The following is a 16,468-nucleotide window of genomic DNA, read 5'->3' on the forward strand; positions in this document are numbered from 1 at the left end:
CCCATGCCTTTTTAATTGACTGTCTCTACCTCGCACTCACACTCAAGCGCAAGGGCCTGGGATATCCGGCTCTTATCCCTGTAGATGGTTATCCCCTTGCATCTGCTCTCGTAGGCAAGCATAAACGTCTTTTCCACCTCCTTCTTTGACGTGGCGGAAGAGAAATTTATGGTCTTCGATACCGCATTGTCCGTGTACTTCTGAAACGCCGCCTGCATCCTGACGTGCCACTCCGCGGGGATGTCCCTGGCGGTCACAAAGACCCGTTTTGTCCCGTCGGGTATGTAAGGGATAGACTGGATGGAACCCTCTTTTGAGATTTCTTCCATAAGCCTGTCGGAGTAAAACCCCTCCCGGTGCGCCGTCTCAACAAACAAATCGTAGACCTCAGGGATAAACTCCTCGTCCAGGATGCGCCTGCCGAAGGAAAAGGCGAATATCGGCTCTATACCGCTGGAGCAACCGGCTATGATGCTGATGGTGCCGGTCGGGGCGATAGTGGTGCGGGAGACGTTTCTGTAGCGGGGCCCGCCCGCTTTATCGTATATACTCCGCGAGAAGTTGGGGAATACACCCCGCTTTTCCGCCCGCTCGATTGACGCGGCGTTGGCCTCACCGGAGAAGAACTTCATCAACTCCTCAGCCGCACCAAGGGCCTCTTCAGAATCATAAGGAATGCCCATCTTCACCAGCATGTCGGCAAAGCCCATGACACCAAGCCCTATCTTCCTGTTGCCCTTGCTCATCTCCTCAACCTGCGGCAGCGGATACTTATTTACGTCTATGACGTTGTCAAGGAAGTACAGCCCCCATCTTATAACTTCCCTGAGCCTGTCCCAGTCAACTCCGGGTCTTTTACCGTCACCGTCCTTCAACATCCCGGAGAGATTCACCGAACCCAGCACGCAGGACTCGTACGGCAGGAGCGGTTGCTCGCCGCACGGGTTTGTGCTCTCTATTGCGCCCAGCTCAGGGGTAGGGTTAGAGGCGTTTATGGTATCAAGGAAGAGTATCCCCGGCTCGCCCGTCTTCCACGCCTCCTCCACAAGCCTGTCAAAGACCTCTCTGGCCCTGAGCTTCTTCACCGTCTTCCCCGTGCGGGGATTAATGAGCCCATATTCCCCGTCATCCTCCACCGCCTTCATGAAGGCATCCGTCACACCCACAGAGACGTTGAAGTTGGTAAGGACTCCCTGACGGTTCTTACAATCTATGAATTCCAGTATGTCGGGGTGTGTAACGTGGAGGACGGCCATGTTGGCGCCCCGGCGGAATCCGCCCTGGTTAATGACCTCCGTGGCCTCGTTGAATATCCTGATAAAGGAGACCGGGCCGCTGGCGGGCCCCCCTGAGGTGCTGACTATATCATTCTTCGGCCTGAGTCTGGAAAAGGAAAACCCCGTCCCCCCTCCGCTCTGGTGGATGAGGGCGGAAAACTTTACCATGTCGAATATATGCTCGATAGAATCCTCCACGGGCAGCACAAAACACGCCGCCAACTGCTGGAGCCTCCTGCCGGCGTTCATAAGCGTGGGCGAGTTGGGCAGGAACTCGAGCCTCGACATCATACCGTAAAAGGCCGCTTCAGCCTCCCGGGGGTCCTCCCCGTAAAGGGCGTTCGCGCCGGCCGCATTGCGGGCCACCCGCCTGAACATCTCCTCCGGAGACTCTATACAGCGGCCCTGCCCGTCCTTCCTCAGGTACCTCTTCTTTAGTATCAGCAGACCTGTTGGAGATAGTTCTATTTTCTCGGACTTTTTTCCCATAACACGATTCTCACACAACCCTCAACTACATAGTGTAGCGATGCCGGATATAAATGTCTATATGTTGTATGCTTGAAAATGCAACGGACAAAGACACGAGGGTTTTCCAAGGAAGACGTCGCTCTATCTGAGAAATGATAAGGAGAGGTAAGGGTAAGGTGGGTTCTCAAGTAAAGAGGTTATTTGAGGCCGTATTTGTCGAGCTTTCTGTAGAGTGTGCGCTCGCCTATGCCAAGGAGTTTGGCAGATACGCCTCTGTTGCCCTTGGCTGAGGCCAGCGTGTTTTTTATAAGGTCTCGTTCCATCTCCTCAAGAGACATTCCCGCCAGCGGTTCCTGCTGGCACACCTTCCCCGCGTCATCCGGAAAAACGTGGCCGGGGATATCTTCCACACCAAGGGTGTCACCTTGCGCCAGCACCACCATACTCTCGATACAATTTTTTAGTTCTCTTACGTTGCCGGGCCAGGAGTACTGGAGAAATCTCTTTCTAACCTCAGGTGTCAGGGAATATACCTGTTTACCATACGTCCGCGAATATTCTTTAATAAAGGCCTCTGCCAGGTGGGGTATATCTTCTTTACGCTCCCTCAGGGGCGGCAACTTGAGACAGACTACGTTGAGCCTGAAATACAGGTCCTCTCTAAACTTCTTCTCCTTCAACAGTCCCTCAAGGTTCTGATTGGTAGCGGCGATTATTCTGACGTCAACGAGAACCGGCTCGTTGCTGCCGACTTTGATAACCTTTCCGTCATCCACGATTCTGAGGAGTTTTGCCTGTGCCGAAAGGGGCATGTCTCCTATCTCGTCCAGGAAGAGCGTCCCGCCATGAGCGTACTCAAACTTCCCCTTCCTCCTGGCCACGGCCCCGGTAAACGCGCCACGTTCATGGCCAAATAGTTCGCTCTCCAGAAGCCCCTCGGGAATGGCAGCAGAATTCAGCGCCACAAAGACACTGTTCCTCCTGGGACTGCAATTATGAATGGCCCTGGCTATGAGTTCCTTCCCGGTACCGCTTTCACCCGTGATAAGAACAGTCGCATTCGTCGAGGCGATCCGCCTTACAACGCCCAAAGTGCGCTCCATGCTGGCACATTTCCCGATAATGCCGGGAAGACCGCTCGCATGTCTTTGGCCTGGTTTGGCCCCCCCTCCTTCAGCCTCATTTCTTGCAACAGACTGCTTCTTAACTATTTCATCCGCAACCATTCTGAGTTGATGGATATTAACCGGCTTACTGAGAAACGTAACCGCACCGTTTTGCATGGCCTTAACGGCCGTCTCCACGGTGCCGTATCCGGTAACCATGACGACACGGACGTCGGGAACGTGTTCCCTGGCCGCCCTGAGTATCTCCATGCCGTCCACGTCTCTCATTACAAGGTCGGTTACCACTATGTCTATATCTTCCTGCCGCAGGTGGCCGAGAGCCTCCCGTCCCCCTGTAGCCACAACGCATTTGTAGCCCACCTTCTCCAGGCTCTCCGCGGTAGCCCTTGCGTGCGCGGCCTCATCGTCAACGACTAATATCCTGGCCTTATATCCCATAGAACCTCTTAACAACTCCTCCTCAAGGGCAACTGGACGATGAAACTACTCCCCTTACCCTCTTCACTATTAACAGATACCGTACCACCGTGTTCTTCGACAATACGCTCGACAGTAGGCAGACCGAGCCCCGTCCCGTTATTTTTCGTGGAATAGTAGACCTCAAATATTTTCCCGAAGTCCGTACTGCGGATACCGCTCCCGGTGTCGGTCACCTCAATCTGAAGGCTGTCGTTCTTGCGCGCGGTGCGTATGGAAAGTTTACCCCCTCCAGACATCGCCTGCTGGGCGTTAATCATCATGTTCAGAAGCGCCTGTTTTATCAAATTCGCATCCAACTTCACAGGCGGTATGGAAGTTTCATAACACCTGTCTATGACAATATTGTTCCTTCTGGCCTCGGGGGCAATAAAATCAACCACCTCGTCCACCACTTTGTTCACGTCGTGTTCCGCAAACCTCGGACGCTCTTCATGTGCAAAGCGCAGGAAGTCGCTCACAACCTCCTCTAACCTTTGCACCTCTCGCTGAAGGTCCTGAACCTTTTTCTTTACAACCTCTCCACGGTTGTTTGTGCCGTCACCGACCTCTTCTTCGAGTAGCTGCAGATTAACACTCAGTATGCTCAGGGGATTCCTAATCTCGTGCGCTAGCCCGAGGGCCAGAGTGTCGAGAGATGGAGGTGGATGACGCAATTTCTTTCCGGTTTTAAGTATATTACTCTTAAGACTTCTTCTTCGGTAAAGGACGTAAGAAAACGCCGCTACCGTTATTATAACAGCTACGATGAAGAAACTTTTATCCATCACATACGTGCCTATGTAAGGCTTGAGCAAGGGGGTATTCTTTGGCAATTAATACCCCCTGGCTCATCTAACAAACAGAAGATACTACGACGCTACCCTGGTAACGTTCTGGGCCTGAAGTCCTTTGTCACTATCTATAAGGTCAAACTCTACGTTCTCGCCATCTTCAAGGGTCCTGAAACCATCTCCATTGATGCTAGAATAATGAACAAAAACGTCTTTGCCCCCTTCGTGTTCGATGAAACCAAATCCTTTTTTTGCATCAAACCACTTTACCTTACCGGTGACCCTTGTAGCCATTCTAATCTCCTTAATTCTTGAAAATATCAAAAATAACAAAAATTAAAAGACCATAAGCAAAAAGACCTGCCTCCCTTTATATTTTCGCACCTCCTGTATAGAAATAGTTAAAAACGGTTTAAAACAAGAAGAACCCCCCTGGTCGGGTCTGTCAGCTTACAGAAGTACTGGCTTCCCGCTCTTTCAATATTGCCTTCCTCGAAAGCCTTATACGTTTCTGGTCATCGATTCCGATGACCTTCACCTCTATCTCCTGCCCTACCTTCAGCACGTCGTCAACCTTTCCAACATATTCGTCTGACATCTCAGATATATGAAGGAGTCCGTCCTGACCGGGAAGGACTTCCACAAACGCACCGTATTCTTTTATGGAAGAAACCTTCCCCTGGTAGATCTTCCCTACCTGCACCTCTTCCGTTATTTTCTCGATGGTCTCTCTTGCCGTCTCGGCGGCCTCCGCTGATACGGATGATATGGTCACGGTGCCGTCATTTTCTATCTCCACTCTGGCGCCCGTCTCTTCCTGGATTTTCTTGACGACCTTGCCGCCCGGGCCTATCACGGCGCCAATCTTATCCGGATTTATCTTTATCCGCAACAGTCTCGGCGCATGCTCGGAAATCTCTTCTCTGGGACTGTCCAGGACCTTCAACATCTCTTTAAGTATGTGAATCCTGCCCTCTTTCGCCTGCTCCAGGGCCTTCTTCATTACGTCTTCATCGAGCCAGGGTATCTTTAAGTCCATCTGAAGGGCGGTGATACCCCTCTGCGTTCCGGCCACCTTGAAGTCCATGTCGCCAAAATGGTCCTCCGTGCCCAGGATGTCGGAAAGGATGCGCACTTCGTCACCCTCCTTTGCCAGCCCCATAGCTATCCCCGCCACAGGGTCCTTTATCGGCACGCCCGCATCCATCAAACAAAGCGTGCCACCACATACGCTGGCCATAGATGAAGAGCCATTGGACTCCAGTACGTCTGACACCACGCGGACGGTGTAAGAGAATTTCTCATGGTCGGGCATCACGGCCTCTAGCGCGGCCTCCGCCAGGTTGCCGTGGCCGATCTCTCTCCTGGATACGGAGAAGACGTTTTTCACCTCTCCCACGCTGAACGGGGGGAAATTATAGTGGAGCATAAACTTCTTTGTATACGGCTCATCCAGCCCGTCTACCTTCTGCTCATCCATAGAAGTGCCAAGAGTAACCACCACCAGGGCCTGCGTCTCTCCCCGCGTAAACAGCGCCGAACCATGGGTCATGGGAAGAACACCCACCTCACAGGTAATGGGCCTTATCTCATCAAGCCCCCGGCCGTCCACCCTCTTGTTCTCGTTTATTATCTGTTCCCTGACGGCCTTACACTCCATCTCGTCGAATAACTCACTTATCTCTGTTCCCGTAATCCTGGCGTCGTCACCCTGAGAGTATTTTTCTACGATGGCATTCTGTATCTCGCCCAGCGCATCATCTCTTGCGTGCTTTCCCGGTGTCAGGCTCTTCTCCTTCACCTGGTCATAGGCCTCTTCCCAGATGGCTTTATGGATTTCTTCGTCTTTTTCAGGCTCGGCCATCACCTGCTGCTTCTCTTTGCCACACAGGTCTATCAGTTCTTTCTGCAACTGCACTATGTCCTTAACCCCCAGCTCGGCAAAGACAAGCGCCTGCAGAATGTCTTCTTCAGACATCTCCTTCGCCCCCGCCTCCACCATCAGCATGCCGTCCTCCGTTCCTGAAAGTACCAGGTTCAGGTCGCTGGACTGGAGTTCCTCGCTAGTGGGGTTTAAGACAAACTCTCCGTTTACTCTCCCCACCCTGACTGAACCCACCGGGCCAGAAAAGGGGATTGAGGAGACACAAAGGGCGGCAGAGGCGCCTATCATTGCCAATATGTCCGGATTGTTTTCTTTATCCACGGAAAGTACAACACCCATTACTTGTAAGTCCTTGCGGTATGTCTTAGGAAACAGCGGTCTTGTCGGCCTGTCTATCATCCTCATGGTAAGTATCTCTTTTGCGCTGGGCCTTCCTTCCCTTTTATAGAAACCCCCGGGAAACTTTCCCGCCGCATAGGTCCTCTCCCTGTAATCAACGGTAAGGGGCAAAAAATCGATATCTCTTTCCCGCCCGGACACCGCGGTCACCAGGACTACGGTACCACCATATTTAACTACAACTGCACCGTCCGCCTGCTTGGCCATCCTGTTCGATTCAATACTCAGCGTTCTGCCACCTATAGACTTTTCCACCTTGTGTATAGCCATATTTTCTCTTCTTCCTACCCTTTCTTCCTACCTGTCTTCACTTGACAAAAAAATACTTCACATTAATTAACTAAAGGCTCTTTTCGCGAATTCCCAGCTTGCTGATTACCTGCTTATATCTCTCTTTATTCTTCTTACCGAGGTATTTCAGGAGAGAAGACCGCCTGCCAACCATTTGCAGGAGTCCCCTGCGAGAGGTGTGGTCTTTCTTATGGTCTTTGAGGTGGCCGCTCAAATGGTTTATACGAGCGGTAAGGATGGCAATCTGAACCTCTGGGGAGCCTGTGTCGTCCGGGTGAGTCTTAAGGTCCTTAATTACTTCCGCCTTACGTTCCTTATCAATTCCCATCAACTGTATCCTTCAAGATGCCTTCACTAAAAGTATGGGATTTTACGGGTTATGCCCCTCTTTTGCAATAGAAAAATATTATCGAGATGCGATCTCAGCGACCACAGCCCTCGTGGAATCTTCCGCCCGCCGCCTCTCCGGTGCCAAAAACGTCGCGACAAGAAAACGGCCCGTGTGGTACGCAGTGGAGTAACGCCCGTTTTTGTCCTCAAAGCACTGAAGCTTGCCCTCGAGCAAGGGGCTTTCACCCCAGGAACTTCTCAGTTTAACGAAGTTCTTCCACGCCTGGCGAGCACTCTCCGTGTTGGGGTACTCTGCAACCATGAGCTTCATCGTGGGCAGGTCCTTCCCGGACTCATATTCCGCAACTACAGCATCGGTCTCGCCGTCCAGGCCAAAGACGTTCTCTTCTATAACCTCGTCACTTATATAGATGTTGTCAAGAATTATACTGCTGTGAAAGAACTTAGTTCGCCCCTGAAGCAACCCCTCACCCGGTAAATAGTCCAAAAGCGCAGGCCGTGCGGACTCGCCGTGGGGCAACCTCTCAAGGATCGCCACGGCAATATGAACCACCTGCTCCAGATCCACGTCGCTTGAGCCGGGTTCAAGACGGATATAGTGCCTGCCCTTCCACACCCAGACGTAATTCTCGAACACAGTACCCTCGTCCCCAAGGTAGTACCTCTCTCCCGACCTGTCGTAGCTATACGCCCCGAACGCGTCATCGCTTGAGCCAAACGTCCACAACTCAACCAGCACCTCCCTGCCCTCCGGGTCTCCATAACGTGTCACACTCACCTCCCGGTAAGAATACGTGCGGTAGGGCTCGGCCGCGCCGTCTATATACTCATAAAGGCCGTCTTCCCCTGCATACACACTGGCCTCTGAAAGCATCTTCCATCCACCTATCACCCGCGGAAATAAACCCTCCGCCGCCGAGGCAACCGGCATCTCAAATCTTACGGCTAACTGCGGCTGCATACCTTCAACAACGATGGCCGCCTTGCCCACAACGGGACAGGCATACTCGCAGAAACCACACCCGTTGCAAACCTCTTCCCTCACGAACGGCCGCATTATCTCACGGCCCTCCCCGTCAGTGTACGTATTAAAATGAATCGCCTTGGAGGGTACCGGACATACCTCTTCACACACGCCGCAGTTAACGTCGTGCCAGTCCTTCTTGAGGGCGGGCAGTCCCGCATAACCCACCCAGGGTATGCAGCGACTCCAGTCTATACGCGCCTTGCCTATGGCCGTCTTCTGCTTCTCCGGCAGCTCCAGCGGTTCTATGGCGCCCGAGGGACACACGTGGCTGCACAGGGTACAGGTATACTCACAGTGCCCTATCCTGGGTATCAGCCTGGGCGTCCACGCCGCCTCCAGACCGGCCTCCATCAGCGTGGGATGCAGTCCGTTCGTCTTGCACACCTTCATGCACTCCCCGCAACTGACACACCTTGCCAGAAATTCCTCCTCACCCACAGAGCCGGGCGGGCGGATGACCCCGTGTCCCTTGCCGGACCTCCAGGGGAAATTGAACCCCAGCATCGGTACGGCGGCAATACCGGCAAAACAGGCTGTAACCAGACCCCTCTTTGAGAGGTCCACCTCACGGAGCTGGGGGACACCACCGCCCCTGAATCGTATTGCATCGCTGGGGCATACCTCCTGACAGTCCATGCAGAGTATGCATTCCCCCGCCTGAGTGGCCCTTCCTTCCTCTGTTATACACCCCATCCTGCATCCCTTTTCACACAGACCGCATACCTCACAGTCCTCCCGCACCCTCCTCTGCCAGTGGGCCCCCACAGACGCCAGCGCCAGCAACGCACCCATCGGACAGAGGTTCCTGCACCAGTACCGTCTGAAGACCAGCCCGAAAGAAACAATGGCCAGGAAAATGACCAGGAAGGCCGAATGGTTGCGGAAGAAGGGTTCGCGTTCCACAAAAAGCATTTTATCTGAAAGCTCGTGCGCGGGCGCGGCCAATGCGCCCACGACAGGCAGTCCATACATAAAATCGAAGATACCCGAGGAAAGCGCCACAACGTATGGATGGACCAGGACGGAATAGACGTTCGTCGCCAGGCTCAGCGGGTCAAACCATCCCACTATCTGCCTGCTCAGAAAGAGGCTGAGCAGGAGGAAGGCCAGCAGATAATATTTAAGCCGCTTGCCGTTATAGGGCGTCCACCCAGCCTTAGGCTCATCAGTCCGCGACCCCTTAAAAATCTTGTCCGTGAGGTCTATCGTGGTGCCGAACGGGCAGACCCACCCGCAGAAGAACCGCCCCATAACCAGGGTCATGGCAATAAGTACCAGCGCGGGCCAGTACTGGGTTACGAGCTCCCCGGCGGCTACGCTCACCCCCAGGCCGGAGAGGGGACTGAGGCGCAGGAATATATTCCCGTCGGAAAAATCGGCAGAGGTCAGCGGGTCCAGATATATTAAGAGTATTAGAAACACCGCGAGACTGAGGGCCTGTGACCACTTCCGCAGTTTATACGCCCGGAAAGGTTTCTTTTTTTCCTGTGACATTTGTCCTACCAGCATATCACCTTATCGGAGTCAAAGATGAGCTTAATCATCTCATCATAATCAATCGAAGGATACGGCAACTCTACGGCCCGGGCCGCGGCGTCGTCCTTTAACACCATAGTCTTCAGCCCTTTAAGGCGGTCTTCCGCGGTCAACACCGCGTCATGTATGAGTAACACGGCCAGATGACCGTCCCCTGCCGCGGAGTTTTTGCCGGCCTGGTCAACGGCCGTCGAGATGGCAAGCGCGTGGTCCTTTTCTTTGATTACGTGGAGCGTCTTCATGTTATTGCCAGGGTATTACCCTGTCCGCGTTCGCAAGCATTTCTATTACCCGTTCACCGGGTAATATCTCAGCCTCTGCACCTAATTCGTTGATACCCCTTTTCTCAAGAGATTCCTTCTCCGCCACCACCCTGTGCCCGAGGAGCCGCAGGGCGTCCAGATGTTTATATATTATTCCCGACTCTATCAGCCCGGGGTCTGTCCTGCGGAGCAGGTGCACGCCGTCGCCCATGAACAAGACCGTTACCTTATTGTCTTCCTCCAGGGTAAGGCCCACCGACATGCGAAGCCCCTCCGAATTTCTGAGCGTGTTGAACGGGGGCCTATGTATTATAACGACCACGTCTGCCATAAGATTTTGCCGTCTAAAGAACAATTGTGTATCGAGTGGGGGGGGCTGCCGGATTGCTCCTGAAACTAGTTAAAGGATAGAAAGCGGTCAGAGTCTTTTACCAGGGAAGCCAGGTCGTACTGGCTGCCCCAATGCACAAAGTCCTTCCTCTCCACCTTGCGCTCCACGGCGTTATGGGCGCATACCACCACCCTTACCCCCCTTGCCGAGAGTTCGGCCAGCCGGGAGTCCTCCAGGTGGTACACTCCGTCGCACATAAGGAACATCTCCACCGCAATCCCCGCCTTCAGGGCCGCCTCTGCCAGCCGTACCACCGTATGGGTGTTCTCACTCTCCGGGCTGGTGGTTAGAAGAATGCCCAACTTTTTATTCATGTCGTTCTCTCAATACGGGTTATCGCCGTCTTCGCATTGCTCTCTATAATAACACCGAACCCAAACGTAGTCAAAATATCTTCCGTAAATAGGGCAGTATCTTAATTGCGGGGGCGGTCTGCCGCGTCATCCCCCGCCGCAACGTCCTACTCACCCTCAAGCAGTTCCTTCATCCTGCCCGCAAGGTAAAAGGAACCTGTGATGCATATACAGTCCTCGGGTCGGGCAAGTTTTTTTGCCAGTCTCAGCGCATCACACGGGTCATCAGCCACCAGGGCCTCCGCGCCGGGGCGAAGATGCGGCATAATCCTTTCCGCCAGGAGTCCCGGCGGCGCAGACCTCGGGAAGTCCGGGGCCGTCAGAACCACCCTGTGCGCCATGGGTGCCACCTCTGCAAATATCCCCTCCATGTCCTTATCCATTGACAGGCCCAGTACCAGCACCAGTCTGTCAAAGCTCATAGACTTCCTCAGGGTGTCCGCCAGGGCCCGCATCGAAGAGACGTTATGGGCGGAGTCCAGGACTACAAGGGGCCGCCTGGAGACCACCTCTATCCGGGCCGCGCACTGGAGGCCTTCCAGGGCCTTTGCCGCCACCGTCTCATCCCACGAAAGGCCGCCGCTGCCGGCCAACACCTCTACCGCGCCTATGGCAGCGGCAAGATTCTTCGCCTGATGCTCACCCAGGAGCGGGAGCCGTAGATTATGATAAGTACTTTGCCACGTCTTTATGTCACACACGAGACCGTCGAGCGCGAGACCTTTCCGGCCAAGAATCTCTATGTCTCTACCTACAAGATAGAGTTGAACGCCCTTTTCATCACATATTTTTTCAATAGCCCCAAGGGCCTCAGGCGGCTGGGGAGAGGAGATGACCGGCACACCTTCTTTGATTATGCCCGCCTTCTCACCTGCTATCTGCTCCAGGGTCTCGCCCAACATGTCCATGTGGTCAAAACTAATCCCCGTAATGACGGATACGCGAGGTCTTATCACGTTTGTCGCGTCAAGCCGGCCTCCCATACCCGCCTCAAGCACCGCCCAGCCAACCCCCGTGTCTCGAAAATGCATGAGCGCCAGCACGGTAACCGTCTCGAAGTATGTCGGGGCGAGGAGCGGGTCTTTCCGCCGTTCTTTCTCTATATAGGGCCTCAATTCCCCGAGGAGCCTGCGGACGTCGTCTCTTGTTATCAACGTATCGTCCACCTTTATCCTCTCCTCAAGGTGTACCAGGTGCGGTGAGGTAAACAGCCCTACCGGCTTGATATCCGCCTCGTTAAGGAGGCGTGCAATCATGGCCGCGGTGGAACCCTTGCCCTTGGTGCCGGCCACGTGAACCGCCCGGAGCATTCTGTGGGGGCTGCCTGCCTGAGACAAAAGCCGCTCGACACGGTCCAGGTTGAAACCCGGCGTATCGTACTTATAGTCGGTCCGCTTCTCGTAATCTATCGCCTGGAAGAGGAATTCAACGGCCTCCTCGTAGGAACCAAATCGCATCTAAACGCCACCTTGACATAATGGTCTCAAAATTATATGCTTCAAGCCCGTAAATAGAGCGCAGCTAACCAGAAGGAAATGATATGAAAACAGCAAGGGTGAGTCTAGGCTCAAGGAGTTATAAGGTCCATATCTCCGCCGGGATATTATCGGGCAAACTCGGAAGCCTTATCAGCGGGTTTCCCGGCATAACTAAAGTCATTATCATAACTGACAAGAACGTGGAGCGGTCTTATGGAGACATTGTAACAAAGGCCCTGCATGATTACAAGCTGGATGCTACGGTAGTATCAATTGACCCGGGGGAGGAACAGAAGTCATTGTCAATGGCGGAGGACCTGTACAACAGGCTCTTCGAGCAGGGGGTGGACCGCAAGGGGTTGATAATTGCGCTGGGCGGTGGAGTAGTGGGAGACCTGGCAGGTTACGTCGCCGCAACATATATGAGGGGAATCCCATACGTCCAGGTGCCGACTACACTTGTGGCCCAGATTGACAGCAGTATCGGCGGCAAGGTGGCCGTAAACCACGCCAGGGGGAAGAACCTTATCGGGTGTTTCTATCAGCCGAAGGCCGTTTACATAGACCCCCTCACCCTGAAGACCCTTCCCAGAGAGGAGATTGCCCAGGGCCTTGTGGAGGTCATTAAATACGGCGTGATACGCGACGCATCGTTCTTCGATTACCTGGACAAAAACCTCCCCGGGGCGCTTCATCTCGAGCCTGACATCCTGGAAAAAGTGATTGAGAACTGTTGCCGCATTAAGGCGTGGGTGGTTGAGAGAGACGAGCGGGAGGAGACCGGGCTCAGGTCGATTCTCAACTACGGTCATACCCTGGGTCACGCGATTGAGGCCGTCGGCAAGTACAAGGGACCACGCCACGGTGAAGGAGTGGCGATAGGCATGATACTGGCAACGGGTATAGCCGTGCGGCTGGGCATGGCCGATGAAAAGGTCCTTGAGAGGCAGAGACAACTCTTACAAAGGGCCGGCGCACCTACTTATTACAGAGAGGATGCGGAGCCGTTATTCGATTTCCTTTATCGCGACAAGAAGACCGTGGGTGGGAGGCTCAATTTTGTGCTGCCCGTAAAAATCGGCAAGGTCGTCCTGAAAGAGGTGGATATAGATGTCGTGAGGGAGGTCCTGGCCGGTGGATGAGGAATCGAAGGCGCTCCTGCGCCTGAGCCTTACAAGGGGTATAGGCACCACAACCTACCGCGTGCTGCTGGAGCGATTCGGCTCCGCCTCAGCCATCCTCAGCGCGGACAGAAAAGACCTGCAGGATACACGCGGGATAGGTACGAAGCTGGCGGACGAGTTTGCGCGTTCCAGGGACAGCGCAGACGTAGACCATGAGCTGGCCCTTACGCAGGAACACGGTGTCAACATCATCCCGTTCACCCACGAGCACTATCCTCGAAATCTAAAGACCATCTACGACCCCCCTCTTGTCTTGTACGTAAAAGGAGAAATAGACCCGAACGACGTCCTGTCTATGGCTATTGTGGGCTCAAGAAGGTGCACCCACTACGGGCAATCTCAGTCCAGGAGGCTCGCAAGGCTCCTTGGCCAATCGGGTTTTACTATCATAAGCGGCCTTGCCAGGGGGACGGATACGGCCGCACACCTGGGGGCGCTGGAGGTAGGCGCCAGAACCATCGCCGTAATGGGCTGCGGTCTGGGAAGGGTGTATCCCAGGGAAAACAGAGAGCTCTCCGAGCGTATAAGCTGCCAGGGCGCGGTTGTCTCAGAGCTGCCGATGCTCACCCCTCCCACCCAGAAGAACTTTCCCCCGCGAAACCGCCTGATAAGCGGGTTTTCACTGGGTGTGGTAGTGGTGGAGGCGAGCCAGCGGAGCGGCGCGCTGATAACCGCACGCTGGGCGCTCGAACAGGGTAAGGAGGTATTCGCCGTGCCGGGCCAGGTTGACAACCCCTACAGCCGCGGCACGCACAGGCTCTTAAAAGACGGTGCCAAACTTGTTGAAGACGTAAACGATATAATCGAGGAACTGGGCCCGCTGGCGGAGACCCTGGGGCCGGGTGTAAAGGAGGAGGTTGAAGACCCCAGAAGCCTGGCGCTGAACTCTCAGGAGAAAAAGGTCTTTCTCCTGCTGGGCAGCCAGCCCAAGACCATTGATGAGATAACCGGAGAGTCCAGGCTGCCCGCTTCAAACGTGGCCAGCACGCTCATGATCCTGGAGATACGAAAGTTCGTAAAACAGCTCTCCGGCAAGAGGTTTGTCAAGATGTAGAGCTTATGACATTATCAAAGCCTTTCGGAGATAGCCTTCGATTGAGGGGTAATTTTTTTAATTTTTAGCCCCTTGACATCAAACATATTGCTGTCTACAATTCGTCCTTTGCTCACCCATAATTCAAAATGGATATTTCGGACTTAATCGACAGATTCGGCCAGCTACGCTCAGAGGGGTTGGGTATAGACCTTGACAGCGGTAAGGAAGAGGAGGTCTTCAAGTGGTTTCTGGCCAGCATCCTCTACGGCAAGCGCATTGAAGAAAACGTCGTTATCAATACATACAGGGGTTTTGAGAAGGAAAACATACTCACACCAAAAGCAATCCTGGATACTGGCTGGCGCAAACTTGTTATCCTGCTGGATACCGGGGGCTACGTGAGATATGATTTCAATGCGGCGGACAACCTTATTAAGATATCCGAAAAGCTGCTATCAGAGTATGGCTCCCTGACGGCACTTCATAAAAAGGCCCTGGAATCAAAGGACCTGGAGAAACGACTCTTAGAGTTCCGGGGCATAGAACCCGCTACAGCAAGCTTTTTCCTCAGAGAGATGCGCCATGTCTGGACCAAGGCCAACCCGGCGATCAGCCCCTACGCGGAACTGGCGGCGGAAAAGCTTAAGATAAACCTGAAGACACCCGACAGACATACAAAAGACTTTGTCCGTCTTGAATGTGCCCTCCTGAGGGTGGGAAAAAATTACATAAGAAAGAACAAACCCATCCCTGTCAGCAGTTAGTTCTTACGATATAAAACAGGGCTGCCGTCTTATTGGAGGAGCCCCGCTTTTTTGGATTCCTCAAGTTTTCTCTCCAGCATCTCCATACTCTTCTGGAATGTAATCAGCCCTTTACCCAGTTTTTGGAGTTTTTTGTCCAAAACCTGCATCTTTTGTGTTACCTTTTTGGTGTCTGCCTGCATGGCCTTTTCAACGTCTGCAAGCCCCTGCCTGTAGCTCCTGTTTACCTCTTCAAGGCTTTCTGTAAACCGTACTAGCTTTTCGGTAAACTGGTTCAGTCTGACGTCGAGACTGTTGATAGCTCCATCCACTTTTTTGATTTGCATATTGGTATTATCAACGGCCTGTTCCAGAGGCTGCAGCCTCTCCCGGGTATCCATCTTCGCCGAGGTTATCTCTTGTTCCACGTACTCCTTAACCCACTGCTGGTTGGCGCCACAACCCGTTAATAGAAAAACGCACAAGAGCCCCGTTAAGAAAGACCTTTTTCTCATTTTCTATCTCCGTTGGTTAGAAAGTCCGTGCTTGAAACCATGTAATACACCCGCACATTCGGGTTCATCACTCAGGCAAACCTTTAATCAGTCCACGCAGTTTTTGCTCCAGAGACTCAACGTCCCACTGAGACTGTTCCGCTATCTGTTCAAATAGTACCTTTTGTGTGTTCATTAATGCAGACATTTTGACGTCCAGCGCCAACATCCCTTTATTCAGTGTATCTATATCGTTCATTAAGTCTACCCGCAGTTCTCCGACTTCCTTGTGGTATTGCTGATACTGCGTGTCTATGTGCTCGATGCGCCATGAGACGTCACTTGTTTTCTTGTGAAGCTTTTTCAGCTCCTCGGCCAGAGCAGCTAGGCCCTCCAGAGGCTGTGATTCCGGTACGTCAATCTCTGGCGGGCGGGCCTCTTCCTGTGCTGATTCTGGTTCTGGTGACGGTTCCTGTGCGGCTTCCGGCACGGTTTCAGTTACCGCCGGACCCTGTCCCGGGGTTTCCGCGGTATGTTCCAGGGCGGAAAGTCTGGTCTCCATCACATCGGCGTTCTCACTGAGCCACAGCAACTCCTCTTTATTTTCTTCAAGGGCCAGCTCCAGGGATTCGTGCGTCTTAAGCCCGGCGCCCATTTCCTCCACCTCTTTCCGCAGAGATTTCAACTCTTCCTTGATCCCCGCAAGGTCGTCCTCGAGCAGCTTGTAACTGTCTGTTTTCAACGGCCCCAGCTCTTGTCGCACATATCCCTTAACCCACTGCTCATCTACGCAACCCGCCGTTGACAGCATGATGTACAGCGAGAAAACGTAACACAGGACACGTCCTGTCCGGCCCTTTAACTCAGGCATCATATAGCCCCTTAGTCACTATCCCGGTAAGAAGCAAGAAA

Annotated in this window: 16 protein-coding genes; 3 read left to right on the top strand and 13 right to left on the bottom strand. The window is 53.5% G+C overall.

The genetic code is table 11. The features are described from left to right. Nucleotides 1–11: 11 nt before the first annotated feature. From NOU37_04990 to NOU37_05040, 11 genes are all read right to left on the bottom strand, one after another. Nucleotides 12–1,766: an adenosylcobalamin-dependent ribonucleoside-diphosphate reductase gene (locus NOU37_04990; GenBank protein MCQ4574583.1), complete on the bottom strand. Its 1,755-nt coding sequence runs from the start codon at nt 1,764–1,766 to the stop codon at nt 12–14. Between the two features lie 179 nt (nt 1,767–1,945). After that, nucleotides 1,946–3,313 (bottom strand): sigma-54 dependent transcriptional regulator, encoded by a 1,368-nt coding sequence (locus NOU37_04995; protein MCQ4574584.1) that lies wholly within the window; start codon nt 3,311–3,313, stop codon nt 1,946–1,948. Nucleotides 3,314–3,321: 8 nt separating this feature from the next. Continuing rightward, nucleotides 3,322–4,167 (bottom strand): ATP-binding protein, encoded by an 846-nt coding sequence (locus NOU37_05000; protein MCQ4574585.1) that lies wholly within the window; start codon nt 4,165–4,167, stop codon nt 3,322–3,324. 36 nt (nt 4,168–4,203) lie between these two features. Then, on the bottom strand, nt 4,204–4,419 hold the full coding sequence (locus NOU37_05005) for a cold shock domain-containing protein (protein ID MCQ4574586.1): 216 nt from the start codon (nt 4,417–4,419) through the stop codon (nt 4,204–4,206). 151 nt (nt 4,420–4,570) lie between these two features. After that, entirely contained in the window at nt 4,571–6,679 is a 2,109-nt protein-coding gene (gene pnp / locus NOU37_05010) for a polyribonucleotide nucleotidyltransferase (GenBank protein MCQ4574587.1), read from the bottom strand. 70 nt (nt 6,680–6,749) lie between these two features. Next, nucleotides 6,750–7,028: a 30S ribosomal protein S15 gene (gene rpsO / locus NOU37_05015; GenBank protein MCQ4574588.1), complete on the bottom strand. Its 279-nt coding sequence runs from the start codon at nt 7,026–7,028 to the stop codon at nt 6,750–6,752. 78 nt (nt 7,029–7,106) lie between these two features. Further along, the gene (locus NOU37_05020; GenBank protein MCQ4574589.1) at nt 7,107–9,572 is read right to left on the bottom strand and encodes a 4Fe-4S binding protein; all 2,466 of its coding nucleotides are present in this window, start codon (nt 9,570–9,572) and stop codon (nt 7,107–7,109) included. A gap of 5 nt (nt 9,573–9,577) precedes the next feature. Next, complete coding sequence (locus tag NOU37_05025; protein MCQ4574590.1) at nt 9,578–9,856, bottom strand: hypothetical protein; 279 nt, start codon at nt 9,854–9,856, stop codon at nt 9,578–9,580. A gap of 1 nt (nt 9,857) precedes the next feature. Continuing rightward, complete coding sequence (locus NOU37_05030; GenBank protein MCQ4574591.1) at nt 9,858–10,208, bottom strand: DsrE family protein; 351 nt, start codon at nt 10,206–10,208, stop codon at nt 9,858–9,860. Between the two features lie 65 nt (nt 10,209–10,273). Next, nucleotides 10,274–10,582, bottom strand: coding sequence for a DsrE family protein (locus NOU37_05035; GenBank protein ID MCQ4574592.1), 309 nt, complete (start codon nt 10,580–10,582; stop codon nt 10,274–10,276). 146 nt (nt 10,583–10,728) lie between these two features. After that, nucleotides 10,729–12,078: a bifunctional folylpolyglutamate synthase/dihydrofolate synthase gene (locus NOU37_05040; protein MCQ4574593.1), complete on the bottom strand. Its 1,350-nt coding sequence runs from the start codon at nt 12,076–12,078 to the stop codon at nt 10,729–10,731. An 83-nt stretch (nt 12,079–12,161) separates the two neighbouring features. Here NOU37_05040 and aroB point away from each other — a divergent pair, with 83 nt between their 5' ends. The 3 genes from aroB (at nt 12,162) to NOU37_05055 (ending at nt 15,083) form a co-directional block, all read left to right on the top strand. Beyond that, nucleotides 12,162–13,241, top strand: coding sequence for a 3-dehydroquinate synthase (gene aroB, locus NOU37_05045; GenBank protein MCQ4574594.1), 1,080 nt, complete (start codon nt 12,162–12,164; stop codon nt 13,239–13,241). Then, the gene (dprA, locus tag NOU37_05050) at nt 13,234–14,337 is read left to right on the top strand and encodes a DNA-processing protein DprA (GenBank protein ID MCQ4574595.1); all 1,104 of its coding nucleotides are present in this window, start codon (nt 13,234–13,236) and stop codon (nt 14,335–14,337) included. The genes aroB and dprA overlap by 8 nt, the downstream gene beginning before the upstream one ends. 128 nt (nt 14,338–14,465) lie before the next feature. Beyond that, nucleotides 14,466–15,083 carry a hypothetical protein gene (locus tag NOU37_05055; protein MCQ4574596.1) on the top strand — a complete coding sequence of 206 codons (618 nt, stop codon included), beginning with the start codon at nt 14,466–14,468 and terminating at the stop codon, nt 15,081–15,083. 29 nt (nt 15,084–15,112) lie between these two features. Here the strand turns inward: NOU37_05055 and NOU37_05060 are convergent, their stop codons facing one another. Both NOU37_05060 and NOU37_05065 read right to left on the bottom strand, forming a co-directional pair. Next, entirely contained in the window at nt 15,113–15,577 is a 465-nt protein-coding gene (locus tag NOU37_05060; GenBank protein MCQ4574597.1) for a hypothetical protein, read from the bottom strand. A gap of 67 nt (nt 15,578–15,644) precedes the next feature. Then, complete coding sequence (locus NOU37_05065) at nt 15,645–16,430, bottom strand: hypothetical protein (GenBank protein ID MCQ4574598.1); 786 nt, start codon at nt 16,428–16,430, stop codon at nt 15,645–15,647. Nucleotides 16,431–16,468: the final 38 nt, after the last annotated feature.

The organism is Candidatus Bathyanammoxibius amoris, assembly GCA_024451685.1.
GTDB classification, from domain to species: domain Bacteria; phylum Planctomycetota; class Brocadiia; order Brocadiales; family Bathyanammoxibiaceae; genus Bathyanammoxibius; species Bathyanammoxibius amoris.